14 protein-coding genes are annotated in these 19,229 nt (G+C 61.8%); 12 read left to right on the top strand and 2 right to left on the bottom strand.

The annotated features are described in order from the left end of the window. Positions 1–3: 3 nt before the first annotated feature. Positions 4–1,908, bottom strand: coding sequence for a protease modulator HflK (gene hflK / locus ACLH0H_RS09240; RefSeq protein WP_411381789.1), 1,905 nt, complete (start codon positions 1,906–1,908; stop codon positions 4–6). A 321-nt stretch (positions 1,909–2,229) separates the two neighbouring features. On the opposite strand from hflK, the gene ACLH0H_RS09235 reads away from it, so the two are divergent. From ACLH0H_RS09235 to ACLH0H_RS09195, 9 genes are all read left to right on the top strand, one after another. Then, on the top strand, positions 2,230–2,853 hold the full coding sequence (locus tag ACLH0H_RS09235; protein WP_411381788.1) for a CDP-alcohol phosphatidyltransferase family protein: 624 nt from the start codon (positions 2,230–2,232) through the stop codon (positions 2,851–2,853). Between the two features lie 10 nt (positions 2,854–2,863). Then, positions 2,864–4,618 (top strand): bifunctional alpha/beta hydrolase/class I SAM-dependent methyltransferase, encoded by a 1,755-nt coding sequence (locus ACLH0H_RS09230; RefSeq protein ID WP_411381787.1) that lies wholly within the window; start codon positions 2,864–2,866, stop codon positions 4,616–4,618. Positions 4,619–4,620: 2 nt separating this feature from the next. Then, a complete protein-coding gene (locus ACLH0H_RS09225; RefSeq protein ID WP_411381786.1) occupies positions 4,621–5,919 on the top strand; it encodes a phosphatase PAP2/dual specificity phosphatase family protein in 1,299 nt (432 codons plus the stop codon). Further along, positions 5,909–6,352, top strand: a complete 444-nt coding sequence (locus tag ACLH0H_RS09220) for a hypothetical protein (protein ID WP_411381785.1) — start codon at positions 5,909–5,911, stop codon at positions 6,350–6,352. Before ACLH0H_RS09225 ends, ACLH0H_RS09220 begins: the two co-directional genes overlap by 11 nt. Before the next feature lie 9 nt (positions 6,353–6,361). After that, a complete protein-coding gene (locus ACLH0H_RS09215) occupies positions 6,362–6,982 on the top strand; it encodes a lysophospholipid acyltransferase family protein (RefSeq protein WP_049710832.1) in 621 nt (206 codons plus the stop codon). A gap of 1 nt (position 6,983) precedes the next feature. Then, positions 6,984–7,916, top strand: a complete 933-nt coding sequence (locus tag ACLH0H_RS09210) for a phosphatidate cytidylyltransferase (protein ID WP_076952145.1) — start codon at positions 6,984–6,986, stop codon at positions 7,914–7,916. Between the two features lie 160 nt (positions 7,917–8,076). Further along, entirely contained in the window at positions 8,077–8,541 is a 465-nt protein-coding gene (locus ACLH0H_RS09205) for a helix-turn-helix domain-containing protein (protein ID WP_411381784.1), read from the top strand. After that, entirely contained in the window at positions 8,532–9,119 is a 588-nt protein-coding gene (locus ACLH0H_RS09200; protein WP_411381783.1) for a mobile mystery protein B, read from the top strand. The genes ACLH0H_RS09205 and ACLH0H_RS09200 overlap by 10 nt, the downstream gene beginning before the upstream one ends. Positions 9,120–9,485: 366 nt before the next feature. After that, positions 9,486–9,686, top strand: coding sequence for a DUF3077 domain-containing protein (locus ACLH0H_RS09195; protein WP_411381782.1), 201 nt, complete (start codon positions 9,486–9,488; stop codon positions 9,684–9,686). Positions 9,687–9,829: 143 nt separating this feature from the next. On the opposite strand, the gene ACLH0H_RS09190 is transcribed toward ACLH0H_RS09195, so the two are convergent. Further along, complete coding sequence (locus ACLH0H_RS09190) at positions 9,830–10,312, bottom strand: Lrp/AsnC family transcriptional regulator (protein WP_411381781.1); 483 nt, start codon at positions 10,310–10,312, stop codon at positions 9,830–9,832. 126 nt (positions 10,313–10,438) lie between these two features. Between ACLH0H_RS09190 and ACLH0H_RS09185 the strand changes: the two genes are divergently transcribed. The 3 genes from ACLH0H_RS09185 (at position 10,439) to pbpC (ending at position 19,228) form a co-directional block, all read left to right on the top strand. Then, on the top strand, positions 10,439–11,068 hold the full coding sequence (locus tag ACLH0H_RS09185) for a LysE family translocator (protein ID WP_411381780.1): 630 nt from the start codon (positions 10,439–10,441) through the stop codon (positions 11,066–11,068). Positions 11,069–11,145: 77 nt separating this feature from the next. Next, positions 11,146–16,950: an alpha-2-macroglobulin gene (locus ACLH0H_RS09180; RefSeq protein WP_411381779.1), complete on the top strand. Its 5,805-nt coding sequence runs from the start codon at positions 11,146–11,148 to the stop codon at positions 16,948–16,950. Further along, positions 16,931–19,228, top strand: a complete 2,298-nt coding sequence (gene pbpC, locus ACLH0H_RS09175) for a penicillin-binding protein 1C (RefSeq protein WP_411381778.1) — start codon at positions 16,931–16,933, stop codon at positions 19,226–19,228. The genes ACLH0H_RS09180 and pbpC overlap by 20 nt, the downstream gene beginning before the upstream one ends. Position 19,229 lies beyond the last annotated feature (1 nt).

The raw sequence follows: 19,229 nt of genomic DNA, 5'->3' as shown, positions 1-19,229 counted from the left end.
TCCTTATTGAACGGCTTTACGCGGCACCGAAGGGTCGGCCGGTAAGGTAAAAGAACGCAGATCGATCGTCGGCGCGCCATCGGCGCCCAGGCGGTGATCCAGAATAAGCAGCTTGGCGTGGGCCAGGCCCTGGCTGAGTTGGCCGAGGTAGTGTTCGAGCACGAACGCCTGGCCGGCCGTGGCGTAGGCCTTTTGTTCGGCGGCAAAACGCAGGCCGGCAGCTTGGGCGCCCGCGTTCACTTCACGCGCGGTGGCCTGGGCCTGGTCGCGGGCGGTGCTGGCCAGCAGCAAGGCCTGGTTGGTTTGCTCGCTGGCGGCGCCGCGCTCGCGGGAGATCAGGGCCTGGGCGCCAATTTGCGCGGCCTGTACACCGTGATACGCATTGGCGGCGCCGGCCGGAGGGTGGATCGCCTCAACTACCGTGGCGAGGATTTCCACGCCGCTGTCGAGTTTTTGCAGGTCCGCCTGCACAGCGCGGCCGATTTCGTCGGCCAGAAGGGTGCGTTGCTCGCCGAGCAATTCGTCGAGGGTACGCGAGGCAAAGTCATGCACCAGGATGCGGCTGGCGGTGCTGCGAATCAGCTTCGGCACATCCGCGCTGTTATAGGTGGCAGCGAGCGCGGCCTGGTCGGTAAGGCCGATGCGGTAGACAAAACGCACATCCATATTCACGATCTGGAAGCTCTGCTTGTCACCGCTGCTGCTGGCGATCACTTGGGATTTGTCATTGACATGGCTGGCGTCCCATAACCGATTGGCAATCAGCGGGGCCGGCCCTTCGGCGGGCGCCAGTTCTGGCGTGGCGGCTTCGCTGACGCTGGTGGCCAGCTCGTGCACCACACCGTTTTCAACGCTGATCACGCGACCCAACGGCCAGGGCAACCCGGCATGCAAGCCAGGGCCGAAGACTTGCACCGGTTTACCGAAGCGCTCGTAAATCCCACGGCCTTGCAGGTGCACTTCGTGCACGCCAGTGAGTGCCCAGCCTACCGCCAGGACTACAAGCAGCACCGGGAAAAACGCCCTGCGCATGTAGGTAAACGCCCAGATCTGGCGCAGGTCAATGCCGAAGCGGTTGTGCAGCTCATGCTGCAACGCGAGCAGGGGTTGCGGCGGCCAGCGCAGCAAACCGGCGATGAAACTGTGCGCCATCAAGCGCGGTTCGAGACGGGGCTGACGTGGGCTGAACAGTGACAGTACCGCCCTTAACAGAAACTCCAGCGCGACCAGCGCCGGCAGCAGGCCGATCAACACCGCCAACCGCACCGGCCAGACGGACTCAGCCCCGGCAAACAGCAGGCAAACAGCACTGATCAGCAGGCAGATAATCGCTACCCGGCTCAGTTGCGCCAGCTGCGAGGCTTCAGGCCACTGCGCGACGGTTTCCTGGGCCAGCCGACGTTCAAACACCAACAGGCCAAACGCCAAGGCCAACGCCAGCGCCGCACCGATGCTTGCTGATTGCCCGACCGGGGCTGCGGGCAGCGCCAGGTTCCAGAATTCAATAACGCTGACCAGCGCCAGCAGCGACCAGCCGGCGAGCCAGAACACCGGCGCACCGATCTGCCTGCCAAGACGCTGCACAATGCGCGCGTACCGGGCCGTTTCTTCAAGGGGCACCTCAACCGTCGGCGGCTCCAACGCCTGGGCACGCCAATCGGCCACCCACCACGCCGATTGCAACCCGGCCACCAGCAGCAGCAACGCCGAGACACAGTTGATCAACACCACCGGCCAGATCGACAGCGGCGCAAACAGCGCGACAAACAGTGCCAGTACCCAACCGGCGACGGCCAAACCCGTCAGGCCTATACCGGCCTGACGCAGACGACGGGCATGGAACACACCCTGTTGAAAACGCGGGAGGCCTTCCACCGAAGCGCCGTCAGCTTCCAGATCAACTTGCATCCACTCAACGTCCGCTCGTACATAATTCGTTACGATATAACACGGGGCGTGAAATTTTTGTTCGTTAATACCGCTTTCGAAATACAACCCTAATCCCCTGTGGGAGCGGGCTTGCTCGCGAAAGCGGTGGGTCAGTCACCTCTGTGCCCACTGACAGACCGCATTCGCGAGCAAGCCCGCTCCCACAGGAGTACATCATTGAACTTCAGACCGTGACTAAACCCCCATAAACACACGCCATCACTGGTACAGACCACGATTAATCGGCACACTCCAGACACTTTTTTTTGCGGGTCCACGGACAAGGATGCGTTACCCCTCATGATTTCGATCTACCAGCTCAAGCCGCGCTTTCAAAACCTGCTGCGCCCGCTCGTGCAGCGCCTCTACGACAACGGCATCACCGCCAACCAGATCACCGTGCTGGCCGGCGTGGTTTCGCTGCTGGTCGGCCTGCTGATTGCCAGCTTTGCCCAACATCTGTGGCTGTTTGCGCTGATCCCGCTGTGGATGATCCTGCGCATGGCCCTCAACGCCATCGACGGCATGCTTGCCCGGGAATTTGGCCAGCAGTCGCGCCTGGGCGCCTACCTCAACGAGCTGTGCGACGTGATCGCCGACAGCGCGCTGATCCTGCCCTTTGCGCTGATCCCCGGCATGAGCCTGGCGCCGGTGCTGCTGGTGGCGCTGCTGGCGGTGTTCAGCGAATACGCTGGCGTGCTGGGGCCGATGGTGGGCGCGTCGCGCCGCTATGACGGGCCGATGGGCAAGAGTGATCGGGCGTTTGTATTGGGCGTTTTGGCCACCGGCGTGGCGTTGGGCTGGCTCGGCGCGGGGTGGGTCAACGCGGTGATGTGGCTGGTTGCCGCCCTGCTCGCCTACACCCTGGTCAATCGCGTACGCCAAGGCCTCAAAGAACAACCCGAAACTTCCCCTTCTGCATAAGGATTTTGCGATGCGCGCACAGCAAGAGCACACCTTCAGTACCCATGATGGCGTTGAGCTTTTCTACCGGCACTGGCCGGCCACCGCGCCCGCGGATGGCCAGGTGCGCAAGGCAATTGTGTTGTTCCATCGCGGCCATGAGCATTCGGGGCGTATCGCCCATCTGGTGGATGAACTGAACCTGCCGCAATTCGACTTCTTCGCCTGGGATGCACGCGGCCATGGCCAGTCCCCAGGCGAGCGCGGTGACAGCCCGAGCTTCGCCACCAGCGCCCGCGATGTACAGACCTTCTGTAATCACATCGGCGCCACGTATGGCATCGAGGAAGAGAACCTCGCCGTCATAGCCCAAAGCGTCGGCGCAGTGATTGCCGCGACCTGGGTGCATGATTACGCGCCCAGGATCCGCGCGCTGGTGCTCGCTTCCCCGGCGTTCAAGGTGAAGCTCTACGTACCCTTCGCCCGGCCGGGGCTGGCGTTGATGCGCAAGTTGCGCGGCAATTTTTTCGTCAACAGTTACGTCAAGGCCAAGTTCCTCAGCCACGACCCGGAACGCGTGGCGTCCTACGACACTGACCCGCTGATCACCAAGGCTATTTCGGTGAATGTGCTGCTCGGTCTGTACGAAGCCGCCGACCGAGTGGTCGCCGACGCCCAGGCGATCCAGGTGCCGACTCAACTGCTGGTCTCCGGCTCCGACTTCGTGGTGCACCGCAAACCCCAGCAGCAGTTTTTCGACCGCCTGGGCAGCCTGAAAAAAGAGCTGCATGTCCTCCCCGGTTTTTTCCATGACACCCTGGGCGAACGCGACCGCGCCACCGCCGTGAACAGCGCCAGGCGTTTTATCCTGCAGAACTTCGAATACCCGCTGGACCGCGCCTCGCTGCTCGATGCCGACAAATTGGGCGCCACCTGCGCCGAATCCGAAGCCCTCGCCGCGCCGCTGCCGCGCAACTCCCTGCGTGACCTGTACTGGCGCATGACCCGCGCCAGCATGGGCCTGGGCAAGAACCTGTCGGAAGGCGTAAAGCTGGGCTTCGACACCGGCTTCGACTCCGGCAGCACCCTGGACTACGTGTACCGCAACCAACCCACCGGCAAGGGCGGGCTGGGCCGGATGATCGATACCAACTACCTCAACTCCATCGGCTGGCGCGGCATTCGCCAGCGCAAGCTGAACGTCGAGGAACTGCTGCGCCTGGCCATGGCCAAGTTGCGCGACGATGATCGCCCCGTGCGCATTGTGGATATCGCTGCCGGCCATGGCCGCTACATCCTCGAAGCCCTGCAGGGAGTGTCGCCCCTGCCGGAATCGATCCTGCTGCGCGACTACAGCGACATCAACGTGCGCGACGGTGGCGCGTTGATCCGCGAGAAGGGCCTGGAGGACATCGCGCAGTTCGTCAAAGGTGATGCGTTCGACCGCCTGGATCTGGCGGCGCTGGAGCCCAAGCCGACCCTGGCGGTGGTGTCCGGGTTGTATGAATTGTTTGCCGATAACGCCATGGTCGGCGGCTCGCTGGCCGGCCTGGCCGAAGCGGTGGAACCCGGCGGTTACCTGGTCTACACCGGCCAACCGTGGCACCCGCAACTGGAACTGATCGCCCGCGCGTTGACCAGCCACCGCCAGGGCCAGGCTTGGGTGATGCGCCGGCGCAGCCAGGCGGAAATGGACCAACTGGTCGAGGCCGCGGGCTTTCGCAAGATCACGCAGCGTGTGGATGAGTGGGGCATCTTTACGGTATCCCTGGCGCAGAAGATCTGAGCATGCGCGAACCCGGTTTATTCAAACCCGCGTTGCTGTGGCTGCTGCTGTTGGCGCCGCTGTTTTTCAGCACCTACGGCTTTGCGACCTGGGTCACCAGCCAGCGCAGTGACGTCGGTACGCTGGTGTTCGGCTGGGAAACCCATATGCCGTTCTGGGCCTGGACCATCGTGCCCTACTGGACCATCGACCTGCTCTACGGGTTCTCCCTGCTGCTGCCCACTACTCGGCATGAGTTGAAACAACACGCGTTGCGCCTGCTGAGTGCGCAGCTGATTGCGGTGAGCTGCTTCCTGATCTGGCCGCTGCGCTTTACCTTCGAGCGCCCGGAGCTCGACGGCGTGTTCGGCTGGCTGTTCGCGGTGCTGGCCGGGTTCGACAAGCCGTTCAACCAGGCGCCCTCGCTGCATATCGCACTGCTGGTGATCCTGTGGGTCATGTATCAGCGGCATGCCCAGGGTGTATGGCGTTGGCTGGTGCATGGCTGGTTCGCATTGATCGGTATTTCGGTGCTGACCACTTATCAACATCACTTTATCGACTTACCCACAGGTGCGCTCGCGGGTTGGCTGTGCGTGTGGCTGTGGCCGGTGGAGCATCCGAGCCCGCTGTTGAAGGCCCGATTTACACGGGATCCCAAGCGTTGGCGGTTGGGCCTGCGCTACGGCCTGGGCGCGTTGGTGTTGGCGATCCTTGCCTTTGCCGTAGGCGGTAGTGGGTTATGGCTACTGTGGCCAGCGGTTTCCCTGGGCTTGGTCATGGCGAATTATCTGCTGCTGGGGGCCGCGGGTTTTCAGAAGCGTGCCGATGGTCGGCTGACACCTGCTGCGCGCTGGCTGTATGCGCCCTATCTGGCGGCCGCGTGGGTTAATTCTCGCCTGTGGACACGCAAGCATCCACAGCCCGACCTGACTGTGGATAACGTCTGGCTTGGGCGCATTCCTACGCCAAGCGAGCAGCAACCCTTCAAGGCCGTCCTCGATTTGTGCGCCGAATTGCCGATTAATCCACAGGGCTGCGCCTATCAATCCATCCCGGTGCTGGACTTGATCGCCCCTACGCCCGCCGAATGCCTGCAAGCCGCACAAGCCATCGAGCGCCTGCGCTGTAATGGCCCGCTGTTGGTGTGCTGTGCCCTCGGCTACTCGCGTAGCGCCACCGCCGTCGCCGCCTGGCTGCTGCATACCGCACGCGCCGCGACGATAGAGGATGCGCTGGCTATCATTCGTACAGCGCGGGCCAATGTGGTCCTGCACCCCGCACACCGTGAAGCATTGGAGGGTTTGCCCCATGCCCGCTGATATGGAACTTCAGGTCGTGGCCAGCCTGCTGCGCCGTGGTCGTTCGCTGGATCAGTTATCCACAGGCCTGACGCTGGTGGGTGTTTTGTTCGGCCTGGCCCAACTGCTGATGGCCAGCATTGCGCCGATCTGCCTGCTACTCAGCCTGTGGATGATTATCCTCGGGCTGTTGCAAAAGTACTGGGCGCTACGCGTGGCTTTCGATGCCGACCTGTTCGCCTTGCTGGCCCGCGATATCGACCGCACGGCGGACCTTGACCAGGCCTTGCAAACCCTTGGCCTGCAATCGCCCAAGCGTGCCGGCCGGCCTTGGACGGAGCGCCGTCGCGGTGCCCTTAAATTGCTGCGCAAACAAGCCTGGCTGCTGGGCGCGCAAGCGCTGCTGACCCTGGGTGTCATTCTCGCCAGCCCTTGGCTGCCTTTCGCCGGATAAGGAACCCCCATGTTCGAACCCGTGGTCGCCACGCTGATTACCTCCATGGCCCGCACCGTCACTGGCGCGCGCAGCCTGTGGCTGGGTTGCGCGCCAGTGCCGGTGCAACGCATCTACTTCGCCAACCACAGCAGCCACGGCGACTTTGTCCTGTTGTGGGCCTCCTTGCCGCAGAACCTGCGCAAATTCACGCGCCCGGTAGCCGGCAGCGACTACTGGAACAAAAGCGCTTTGCGTCGCTACATCATCAACCGGGTGTTTAACGGCGTATTGATTGACCGTGAACGCAAGGACCCTGTGGATAACCCGTTGCAGCCCATGCTCAACGCGCTGGAAGGCGGCGACTCGCTGATCATCTTCCCCGAAGGTACGCGCAACCTGGAGGACGGCCTGCTGCCGTTCAAAAGCGGCCTGTACCACTTGGCGAAAAGTTACCCACAGGCCGAACTGGTCCCGGTGTGGATCGCCAACCTCAACCGGGTCATGCCAAAAGGCCGCGTGCTGCCGCTGCCACTGTTGTGCACCACCAGCTTCGGCGCGCCGTTGCAATTGGAAGAAGGCGAAGACAAGGCTGCCTTTCTCGCCCGTACCCGCGACGCCCTGCTCGCCCTCGCCCCGGAGCATTCCTGACATGGATAGCCAAACCTTGATGCTGTTCGGCGGTATCGGCGCGATCCTGGTGCTCGCCTCGCTGATTGGCCTGATTCTCAAGTTGCGCACACGCGGCACCCAAAACGCGGTGATCGACAACCTCAACGCGCGCATCAATGCCTGGTGGGTGATGGTGGTGGTGATCGGCATCGCCTTCTGGCTGGGCACCGGCGCGGTGATCCTGTTGTTCTACGCGGTGTCGTTCTACGCCCTGCGCGAATTCCTCACCCTCACGCCCACCCGCCGCAGCGACTACCCGGCGCTGGTCGCCGCGTTCTACCTGGCGCTGCCGCTGCAATACCTGCTGATTTACTCGGACTGGTACGGGTTGTTCTCGATCTTCATCCCGGTGTACGTGTTCCTGCTGCTGCCGATCCTTGCCTCCCTGGGCGGCGACAGCACGCACTTCCTGGAACGCGCCTCGAAGGTCCAATGGGGCCTGATGATCGCCGTGTTCTGCGTGTCCTTCGTCCCGGCGTTGCTGACGTTGGACATTCCCGGCTACGAAGGTCGCAACCTGCTGCTGATTGCCTACCTGGTGATCGTGGTGCAACTGTCCGACGTGCTGCAGTACGTGTGCGGCAAGCTGTTCGGCAAGCATAAGATCGCGCCCAACCTGTCGCCGTCCAAGACGGTGGAAGGGTTTGTCGGCGGGATTCTGCTCTCTTCCCTGATCGGCGCCGCGCTGTGGTGGACCACGCCGTTCAACCCGTGGCAGTCATTCTTGATTGCGCTGCTGATCAACCTGCTCGGGTTTGCCGGCGGGATTGTGATGTCGGCGATCAAGCGCGACCGGGGTGTAAAGGATTGGGGGCATATGATCGAAGGTCACGGCGGCATGCTGGACCGGTTGGATTCGGTGTGTTTTGCAGCGCCGATTTTCTTTCATCTGGTGCGGTACTGGTGGACCTGAATTTTTAAAGCTAACAAATTGAATTGATTTATAAGCCTATCGGCTAACGAGAACGTATATTCTGTTAGCTTATAGGCTTATTTATTATATTTTTTGTATGCCTATAGGCTAATATCAATTTCAATATTGATAGCCTATAAGCTTACAAAGGTCTTTTATCATGGGTACTTCCAATCTCTACAAGCTGCGCCTTTCTCAAATAGAACGCGCTATCGAACCTTTCAATGCCGTTAAAGGTGCCCCCGTTCCGCCAGGCGGTTGGCTGCGGTCTATCAGAGAATCGCTAGGTCGCTCATTAAGAGCTCAGGCCGAAATTGCAGGCGTTTCTTCAGTGACCTTGACCAAATCCGAACGCTCCGAGGCCGAAGATCGGATATCGCTAGCACAGCTGAGAAAGCTGGCGGCAGCACTGGACTGTGAACTCGTCTACGGCCTGGTCCCCAAAAAGCCTCTGCATGAAGTCATACAAGACCGCGCCGAACTCATGGCCAAGCAAGAAATCCTAGGCGTCGCACATTCCATGAGCCTCGAAGATCAACGGCCTTCTGACGCATTCATTGAGCTTCAGATTGATGAGCGCCGCAAAGAATTGCTCGACGGTTCGTGGAAACGCCTATGGCAATAGAACTGGAACTTAAACCCGGCCAAACCCCTCTCGACCCTGACGAAGTCGCTGGCCTGAAACCGAGACACATCGCCACCCAAGGCGAATTGGATGAGTGGGAGGCGCAAAACATCCTCAAAGCCTCACGCTGGATAGCCCGGCAGAGAAAGCTGGATGTGCTGAACGATCATTTCTGCCGTGAGCTGCACACGAAAATGTTCGACGACACATGGAAATGGGCCGGCACGTTTCGCAAATCAGATAAGAATATCGGCTGTGACTGGACGCAGATTGCCGTCAACTTGCGTCAGTTACTCGACAACATGGCTTATTGGCTGGAGCACAACATCTTCCCGCCAGAAGAGGTTGCGGTGCGCTTTCATCATCGACTTGTTTGGCTACACGCCTTCCCAAATGGCAACGGCAGACATGCTCGCCTCATGACTGATTGCCTGCTGAGGCAATGTGGTCTTGCGTCCTTCTCCTGGGGGCGCGGTAACCTGGTGACCGCGACCGAAGTTCGCCAACGCTACATCCAGGCGCTTCGCGCTGCTGATGCCAATGATTACGCTCTGCTGTTGGCATTCGTGCGTAGTTGAATCGCCGCTTGGGGATGACGGGCAAATTCCGAAACTACGTCTCCTACGCCCCGCGTCCCTTTCCTTCGCAGGACATTTCCGAGAGAATCCCAGCCGCTTGTGCCCCGCCCGTTCGATGGCTAGTCTGCGTTCGTCACTGCCAATTCAGTGACCGGGTTTAGCAGCTCGAACGTTCAACATTGGGCGCACAAGCGCCATCTCAAGCATGGCGTTTTTTTATGCCAAGGCTTTATGGTGGCTGTGCGCAGGGCACTTTCGGGTGCGCCGGGTTCCCAATGTTCCGGCCTGCTAACCTGCGTACAGCTGCCACCCATTGTTTAGCAGCGATGGTTGTCGGCTCCAATTACCTACATTGGAGTTACCGCAATGAGCAAAGTAAAACCCAACCCGCCCCACCACTTTTTCACCACCCATCCCGATCTCAGCCTCGAAGATGCCCTCGCCTACGCCTCGGACCTGCTCCACTGTGCCGAAGGGTTAAGCGATTCGCCCAAAGCCGCCGGCTACCTGATGGAAATGGCCAAAGTCATGGTGGATCGTTCACTGGAGTGCATGAGTCCAACGTAACCTTGTAGTGAGCGGGCTTGTCCCGCGCTGGGTGGCGAAGCCGCCCCAAACCAGTCGACCCGGTCGTACCTGGCGCACCGCAGCGGTCCGATTGGGGCGGCTTCGCCACCCAGCGCGGGACAAGCCCGCTCACTACAAGCGTTCTATCCGGGCAAATGCCCCAGCGGCAAAGACCCTGGAGGTTTAACCGTCTGGATCGCGAAGTTGCTGCGGATGTCCCTCACCCCCGGCAGCTTCAACAAGCTGCCGGTGACAAACCGCTCATACCCGCGCAAATCCGGCACCACCACTTGCAGTAGAAAGTCCGATTCCCCCGACACTAAAAACGCCGAGATCACCTCCGGCAGCGCCGTGACCGCCTCACGAAAGGCGTTAGCCTCGGTGTCGTTATGCCGTTCCACCTTCACGCCGACAAACACCATCATCCCCAGGCCCACTTCATCGCGGTCGAGGGTGGCCTGGTAGCCGCGAATCACGCCGGCCTCTTCCAGCAGACGCACGCGTCGCAGGCAGGGCGAAGCGGACAGCCCGATCTCGTCGGCCAGTTGCACATTGCTCAAGCGCCCATCGCGTTGCAGGGCTTCGAGAATCTTGCGGTCAAACGCATCAAGTTTGAAATTTGGCATAAGTGAATGGCCGTTAACCTGATCAGTAGCAGATAGTGCCAAGACTAGACGCTTTTTTGGCTGACTATGCAAGCACCTGCCCCGCCCTTCGACCCTAGAATTGGCCGACATACAAGGGGGTGAAACATGGCACAACTCTGGTTATTTCTGGCGGCTCTTGCAGTGGCGTTTCTATTGCCCGGGCCGGACATGATTCTGTTACTGCAAACCGGCGCCCGCCAGGGCAAGGCCTTGGCACTGACCACGGCGATTGGCCTGGGGATCGCTCGGGCGTGCCATGTGGCGCTGGCGGGCATGGGGCTGGCGACCTTGTTCAAGGTGGCGCCCTGGACCTTTGACGCAGTGCGTCTGGGCGGCGCGGCCTATCTGTTGTGGCTGGGAGTGCAATGTTTGCGAAGCACTATGTTGCCAGCTCTCGATACGGCAAACGCCACGGTGACAACCCATGCGTGGCGTGCCGCACTGCAACGCGGTCTGCTGACAAACCTGCTCAACCCCAAGGCCCTGTTGTTCTGCTCGGTCCTGCTGCCACAGTTCGTCAACCCGCAGGCTGGGCCAGTGGCGGCGCAATTCGCATTGCTGGGCGCGCTCCTGGTTGCGGTCGGTTTCGTCTTCGACTGTTGCTACGCCCTGGCCGGCGCGCGCATCGGCCAATGGCTGGCACGCAATCGCTCGGCACAGCGTGTACAGCAGTGGTTATTCGGCAGTCTTCTGATCGGTTTTGCGGTGCGCCTCACTTTTGTACAAAACACCTAGCGGTACGGCGTATTGCCGTCATCTTTTGGAGCAAAGACGCGTGTAAGATACGCCGCACTTAGCCAGGGATGCCCACCATGTTCGATTCTTTCAAAGCCCTCAGCCGCCGTATTGCCGGCGCGTTATCCAGTGTGGTGGGTGCCGTCCTTGGCCAATGGCATCCGCCGTTCTGGCTACGTGCGATCGGCCGTGGGCTGGGCAACCTTGGCGACAAGGCTCGCGCTTACCCGCGTCAGACCGGTGCGGGGGTGTTGGGCCTGATCTTGCTCGCCGCCGCCGGGTTCTACGGCTGGCACTGGTATTCCAACCTGCCGCAGCCGCATACCGCGAGCTACTCGCTGCACAAACCGAACCTCACCGATTACACCCAGCAAACCCCGGTTGTGGATAACTTGCAGGTGCGGTTCGGCGAATCCGTGGCTCCGCTGACGGCCATCGGCAAGCCGGTTACCGAGGGCATTACGCTCAAACCGAGCGTCGCCGGCACCTGGCGCTGGTCCGACGACCGTACCTTGCAGTTCACACCTGAAAAAGACTGGCCCATCGACGCTCATTTCACTCTCGACCTCGCCAAGCGCGACCTGCTGGCGGACGGCGTGCTGCTGGACCAATACAGCACGCAGTTTTCCACCCAACCATTCCGCGCCACCCTGGCGCAAAACGAGCTGTACCAAGACCCGTCCAACCCGACGCTGAAACAGCTGGTGGCAACCTTCCGTTTTACCCACCCAGTGGATGAAGACAATCTGCGCAAACGGGTAGCGGTCACCTTGGGCAAAGGCCTGGCCTACCGCGACGCCCAATTGCCCAACCGCCCGGAAATCACCTTCGACGAGAAAAAACTCAACGCCTACGTGCGCTCCGCCGCCCTGGCTACGCCACTGGAAAGCACGCCTGTGAGCGCCAAGCTCGACGAAGGCATCAAGGCGCGCGACGGCGGCAACGCCACTAACGCGCCGCTGGTGGCGGAAGTGACCGTACCTGGCCGCTATCGCCTGACCTTTACCGCGGCCGAAGTGAGCTTTGTGGACAACGAGCGCGGCGAGCCGGAGCCGGTGCTGATGTTCAGCAGCTCCAGCGCCGTGGCCGATGACACCATCGCCGGTAAGGTTCAGGCCTGGCTGTTGCCGGAAAAAGCCCAGGACGACACGCGCCCCTACAGCAGCAACGACATCGACGACGCCCTGCTCGCCCGCAGCACCAAGCTCAACCTGGCCCATGTGCCCAGCGTCGAACCGCTGAACACCCTGCACGCTTTCAAATTCAAGGCTCCGGCCGGCCGCGCCGTGTATGTGCGTGTGCCCGCCAACCTGGAAGCCATCGGCGGTTATCTGGCGAAGAATCCTACAGCGTCGCTGATCAGCATGCCTGCGTACCCGCGCACGTTGCAGTTCCTGTCCGACGGCGCCTTGCTCAGCCTCACCGGGGAAAAACGCCTGGGCTTCATGGCCCGAGGCGTACCCGGCGCCCACGTGGAAATCGCGCGCCTGTTGCCTAACCAGTTGCAACATCTGGTGGACCAGAGCAGCGGCAGCTTTGCCCGGCCGAACTTCGGCAACGAATACTTCGATCGCATGGTCGAGCGCCAGTCGTTGGACATTGCGCTGTCCTCCAATGACCCGGCGAAAACCGTCTATGACAATGTCGACCTCAGCCACTACCTGACCGCCAACGGCGGCCGTCGCGGCATCTTCGTGCTCAAGCTCAGCCCGCAGGATGAACCCGCCGAGCGCACGTTCGAATACGAGCGCACCAGTACCAGCGACCTGCGTTTTATCGTGGTGACCGACCTTGGCATCATCGCCAAACGCTCCAGTGATGGCAGCCATGACGTGTATGTGCAGTCCATCGGCAATGGATCGCCGGTGTCCGATGCGCAAGTCGACATCATCGGCCGCAACGGTTTGCCCGTCGCCAGTGGCCACACCGATGGCGAAGGCCACGCGCATTTCGCCAAGCTGGATGAATTGCGCCGTGAGAAAACGCCGCTGATGTATGTAGTCACTCGCGGCAATGACCAGTCCTTCCTGCCCATCGCCCGTCAGTCGCAGCAGCTGGATTTGTCGCGTTTCGACGTCGGTGGCCTGGAGGAGGACGGTGCGATTGATCGCCTCAGCGCTTACCTGTTTACCGACCGCGGGCTGTACCGGCCCGGCGAAACCGCGCACCTGGGCATGATCGTGCGTAGCGGCAACTGGAAAGGCGCGCTGCAAGGCCTGCCGGTGGAACTGCAAATCACCGACCCGCGGGGCCTGGAAGTGATTCGCCAGCCGTTGAAACTGTCCGCCAGCGGGTTTGAAACCTTTGACTTCCCCAGCAGCGAAGTCGCCCCCGCCGGGGACTACACCGCGACCTTGCAGTTGATTGGCCAGAAGCAGACCCGCACCGACTTGGGCAGCGTGAGCTTCAAGGTCCGCGACTTCGAACCGGACCGCATGAAAGTCAGCCTGAGCCTGCACGACACGCCCGTGCAAGGCTGGATACCACCGGACCAGGTCGTGGCCAAAGTCACCGCCATGCACCTGTTCGGCGCTCCGGCGTCGGGCCGCCGCGTGACCGCTAAAATGTCCCTGAGCCCAACGCTCGCGGCGTTTGACCGTTATCCCGATTACCGCTTCCGCCTTAACGATTCCCTGGAAGACGCCAGCACCGAAGACCTTGCCGAAACCAACGTGGACGACAATGGTCAGGCCGTGCTCGACCTCAACCTGCAACGCTTCGCCAACAGCACGTATCGCCTGCAGGTGATGACCCAAGTTTTCGAGGCCGAAGGCGGGCGCAATGTGGCAGCGCAAAGTGCGTTGCTGGTGTCGTCCGCGCCTTACCTGGTCGGTGTGAAAAGTCAGGATTCGCTGTCGTACGTCGCCAAGGACGCGCCACGCCAGGTGCAATGGCTGGCCGTCGCGCCAGACCTTACGCCGCTCGCGGTGGACGGCCTGACCAGCGAAGTGGTGGAACACCGCTACGTGTCGGTATTGGTCAAGCAATCCAATGGCACCTACAAGTACGAGTCGCGCATCAAGAACATCAGCCAGCCGGCGTCACCGTTGGTGATGACCAAGGAAGGCGCCAAGCAGACCCTGAACACTGGCACGCCGGGGGATTTCACCCTGCAACTGAAGGACGCCAACGGTAACCTGCTCAACCAGATCGACTACAGCGTGGCCGGCCGAGGTAACACGTCGCGCTCCCTGGAACGCAACGCCGAGCTCCAACTGCGCCTGGATAAACGCAGCTACGCCACCGGTGATGAGATCGCTATCAGCATCCGCGCCCCCTATACCGGTGCTGGCTTGATCACCATCGAGCGCGACAAGGTGTATACCCAGCAGTGGTTCAAGGCCGACAGCACCAACAGCGTGCAACACATCCGTGTTCCTGCCGGGCTTGAAGGCAATGCCTACGTCAACGTGCAGTTTGTGCGCGATATGGGCTCGTCCGAGGTGTACATGAGCCCGCTGTCCTACGGCGTGGTGCCGTTCAGCATCAACCTGGATGCGCGGCGCATGGCGCTGAAGGTCGAGGGGCCGGCGAAAATCGAGCCTGGGCAAATGCTCGACATCAAGGTCATCGCCGACCGCCCGGGCCGCGCCGTGGTGTATGCGGTAGATGAAGGCATCCTGCAGGTGGCGCGCTACCAGACGCCAGACCCGCTGGGCTTTTTCTTCCAGAAGCGTGCGCTGGAGGTCGGCACCAGCCAGATCCTTGACTTGATCCTGCCGGAGTTCAGCCGCCTGCTCAGTGGCGCAGCACCCGGTGGCGATACGGACGGCCCCCTGGCCAATCACCTGAATCCGTTCAAACGTAAGCATCAACCTCCGGTGGCCTGGTGGTCCGGGCTGGTGGATTTGCCGGCTGGCGAAACCGTGCTGCATTACCAGGTTCCGGACAGCTTCAACGGCAAGCTGCATCTGTTTGCAGTAGCGGTGGACAGCGACAGCGTCGGAGTCAGCGAAGCCGATACCGAGGTGCGCGGGCCGATCGTGATCACGCCTAACGTACCGGCCTTTGTGGCGCCTGGGGACGTGTTCAATGTCAGCGCCGGGGTGTTCAGCAACCTCGACGCAGCGGCAGACGTGAAGTTTGAATTGCAGACCAGCGATGGCCTCAAGGTGCAGGGCGACAAGGGCAGTACCCTGTCGCTGCAACCGCGCAAAGAGGGCACCGCCGAGTTCAAGATCAAGGTCGGCGAAACCCTCGGTTCGGCGGACCTGCGGTTTGTCGCGGTGCTGCCCAACGGCAAACGTATCCAGGTGGCGGAAACCACCTCGATCCGCCCTCTGAGCGAACACCGCGTGGCCTTGAGCCTGGGCCGCTTCGACAGCGCCAGCAAAGAGCTCAAGCCCACCCGCGAGCTGTTCAGCCAGCTGCGCGACGTTCAACTGGGCGTAGCGGCCTCGCCGCTGGTGTGGGCCAACGGCCTCAAGCATTACCTGGATGACTACGGCTACGCCTGCACCGAGCAGTTGGTGTCCAAAGCCATGCCGGCCTTGATCTGGGGCGGCAACGCACCTGAAGCCGAACAGGCCTTCGGCAGCGCCGTGCGCATGCTGCGCCAACGCCAGAACCAGGCCGGCGGCTTTGGATTGTGGGCGGCCAACCCGGACGTGGCGCCGTACGCCAGCCTGTACGCGACCGACTTCCTGATCGAGGCCAAGGAGCGTGGGCTGCCGGTGCCGGAAGACCTGCTGGTGCGCTCCAATGCCTATCTGACAGACCTGGCCAACGGTCCTAGCGAAGGCCTGTCGGAATTGCGCAACCGTGCCTACGCCAGTTACCTGCTGAGCCGTCAGGGGATTCTGGTGAGCGGCGCGTTGAGCGATATCCGCGAGCGCTACGAGCGCTACTTCAAGGACACCTGGCAGAACGACCTGGGCGCTGCCTACCTCGCGGCCAGCTACAAATTGCTCAAACAAGATCGCCAGGCCGATACGCTGTTCCGCAAAATCCCATGGCGCGCCCTTTTGGATAAGTGGGACAGCGACGGGCTGTACTACGACCCGCTGGTCCATGATGCCGAACACCTGCATCTGCTGGCGCGCCACTTCCCCGAACTGCTGGACGACGTGCCCGCCGCGCTGCTGGATAAACTCGGCAAGCGCCTCAACGAGCAGCGTTACAACTCGTTGTCAGCCGCCCTGCTGCTGCGCGCTCTGGACAGTTATGGCCAGCGTGCGCAAAGCGACATGACCCTCAAGGCGACCGCCTGGCTGGGTGACAAGCAGCAGCAATTACTGGAGATGGCCGGTCAGCCGCCGCGCGCTGCCGTACCAGGCACCACGCAAAAGCTGGTGATGGAAAAATCCGACGGCCCGGCCGCGTTCTACATGCTCAGCGAAGCCGGTTTCGACAAGGGCGCCAAGCTCAAACCGATCAACAATGGCCTGGAAATCATCCACGAATACCTCGACCTCAAAGGCGAGCCGGTAAAAAAAGTGGCTGTGGGTGACGAGTTCCTGGTGCGCCTGCGACTGCGTGCCACCGACCGCGACCAGGTGCAGCAAGTGGCCGTGGTCGACCTGCTGCCGGGCGGCGTCGAGCCTGTGTATAACTTGCCGCCGGAGCCGGAAGCCGCCAGCAGCGAGGAAAGCGAGGGCGAAGAGTCGGAGTATGTGGAAGAAGACAGCCAGGAAGAACAGGCCTGGCAAGCGCCGATCGGCGAAACCGAGCTGAGCGACTGGCAGCCGGACTACGTGGACGTACGTGATGATCGGGTGGTGTTATACGGCACCGCGCTGCGTGATGCAGGCACGTTCGTCTACCGCGTACGGGCTACCAATGCGGGGACCTTCAATACGCCACCGGCCTACGCCGAAGGCATGTACGAAACCACCCTGCAAGGGCGCGGCAAAGTAGGCCAGCTTGAAATTACCAAGCCTTAAACGCCTCACGCCGCTGTTCGCAGCGGCAGCGATACTGGTGGGGCTGAGGCTTTGGCCTCATGCCCCGCTGGAACAGGCGGTGACCTCGTCGCGTGTAGTGTTGGCCGACGACGGCTCGCTGCTACGCATGACATTGGCGGCTGACGGCCAATATCGCCTCTGGTTGCCACTTGAGCGTATGTCGCCATCACTGGTCGAAGCCTTGCTGCTCAAGGAAGATCGCAATTTCTACTGGCACCCGGGCATCAATCCTCCGGCGTTGCTGCGCGCGGCGATGGCCACCTACAGCGGTGGCTTGCGCCAGGGCGGCTCGACCTTGAGCATGCAATTGGCGCGGCGCTTGTGGGATTTGAACACCCGCCAGGTGCCGGGCAAGTTGCAGCAGATGGCCTTGGCGCTGTGGCTGGAGGCGCGCTACAGCAAACACGACATCCTTGAGGCGTACCTGAACCTGGCGCCCATGGGCGGCAATATCGAAGGTGCCGAGGCAGCCAGCCGCATTTATTTCGGCAAATCGGCGGCGCAGGTGTCGTTGTCCGAGTCACTGGCGTTGGCGGTGATTCCGCAACAGCCGGGACGGCGTGCGCGCTTCGGGCCGTCGCTGCAAAATGCGCGGCTGCGATTGATGGCTGACTGGCGCGAAACTTATCCACAGGACCCGCGTAATGACAGTTTGCTGGATTTGCCCCTGGAAGCGCGAAACCGCCAGCAGATCCCATTCCTGGCGCCGCACCTGAGCGAGCAGTTGCTGGCCTCTCAACCTGGCAACGAGTTAAACAGCACACTTAACCTGCCGCTGCAGCAATTGCTTGAACGCTTGATCACCGGTTTCATCGCCGAGCGGCGCAGCACGGGCGTGGAAAACGCCACGGCGATCCTGGTGGACAGCCGAGACCAGAGCGTCAAAGCGCTGGTGGGTTCGGCGGACTACTTATCCACAAGCATTCACGGTCAGGTCAATGGCGTGCTGTCGAGGCGCTCGCCAGGATCAACGCTCAAGCCCTTCCTGTACGGGCTCGCGCTGGACCAAGGGGTGATCCACCCCATGAGTATCCTCAAGGATTTGCCGAGTAACTTCGGCTACTTCCAGCCGGAAAATTTCGACGGCAGTTTTGTCGGGCCGCTGACCGCGCGTGATGCGTTGATCCGTAGCCGCAACATCCCGGCGGTATGGCTGGCCAGCCAACTCAAATCGCCTTCCTTGTATGGGCTGCTGCAACGCGCCGGCATCAAAGGCCTGCGCGATGAAAGCCACTATGGCCTGGCCTTGGCCCTCGGTGGCGGCGAGATGACTCCGGAAGAACTGGCGCGGCTGTATGTGATGCTCGCCGGCGACGGGCATCTGCGACCCTTGCGCTATTTGCAGGAACAGCCCCAGGCCACCGGTGCGCAACTGTTGACGCCCCAGGCCGCCTTCATGGTGCGCGACATGCTGCGCCGCAACCCACGACCGGATGGCCTGCCTGGCCGTCACTGGCGCACCGCCTGGAAAACTGGCACCTCCTGGGGTTTCCACGATGCCTGGAGCGCCGGCCTGGTCGGACCGTACGTGCTGGTGGTGTGGGTGGGCAATTTCGATGGTCGGCCAAACCCGGCATTTATCGGCGCCAAGACCGCCGCGCCGCTGTTCTTCCGCATCGCCGACGCCCTGCCCCTGGCCTTGCCCAATGTGGTGATCAAGCCGGATAAACCACCCGCCGGTCTGGTGCGCATCGACGTCTGCGCCGCCTCCGGCGAGTTGCCCAACCGCTGGTGCCCGCAAACCCGCAAGACCTGGTACATCCCAGGCGTTTCGCCGATTCGCGTGTCCAACCTGCACCGCCCGGTGCTGATCGACACCCGCACCGGCAAGGCCGCGTGCCCGCCGTTCGATCCACAGTACACCCGCGAAGAAGTCTTCGAGTTCTGGCCCAGCGACGTGCAACGCCTGTACCGCGCCGCCGGCCTGCCACGACGCACGCCGCCCAACGTGACGAAAAATTGCCAGCCCAACCGCATCAGCGACCAAAGCGAAGCGCCGCAGATCCGCTCGCCGCTGACCCAGGTGAGCTACCAACTGCGTCTGTCCCAGCCACAGGAAAGCATCCCGCTGAATGCCAACGCCGCCAGCGATGCGACGACACTGTACTGGTTTGCCGATCAAACCTTGATCGGCCAGGGATCACCGCAAAGCACGCTGAACTGGCGGCCGGGGAAGTCGGGGGAGTACCGGTTGCGGGTCAGTGATGATCAGGGGCGTAGTGCGAGTCGGGGGTTGAAGGTGGAGTTTGTGCCGTGAA

The organism is Pseudomonas sp. MPB26 (assembly GCF_046605355.1).
In the GTDB taxonomy this organism is placed as follows: Bacteria; Pseudomonadota; Gammaproteobacteria; order Pseudomonadales; family Pseudomonadaceae; genus Aquipseudomonas; species Aquipseudomonas cedrina.
The sequence above is the reverse complement of the archived record's forward strand: the minus strand, read 5'-3'. Positions and strand labels throughout refer to the sequence as shown.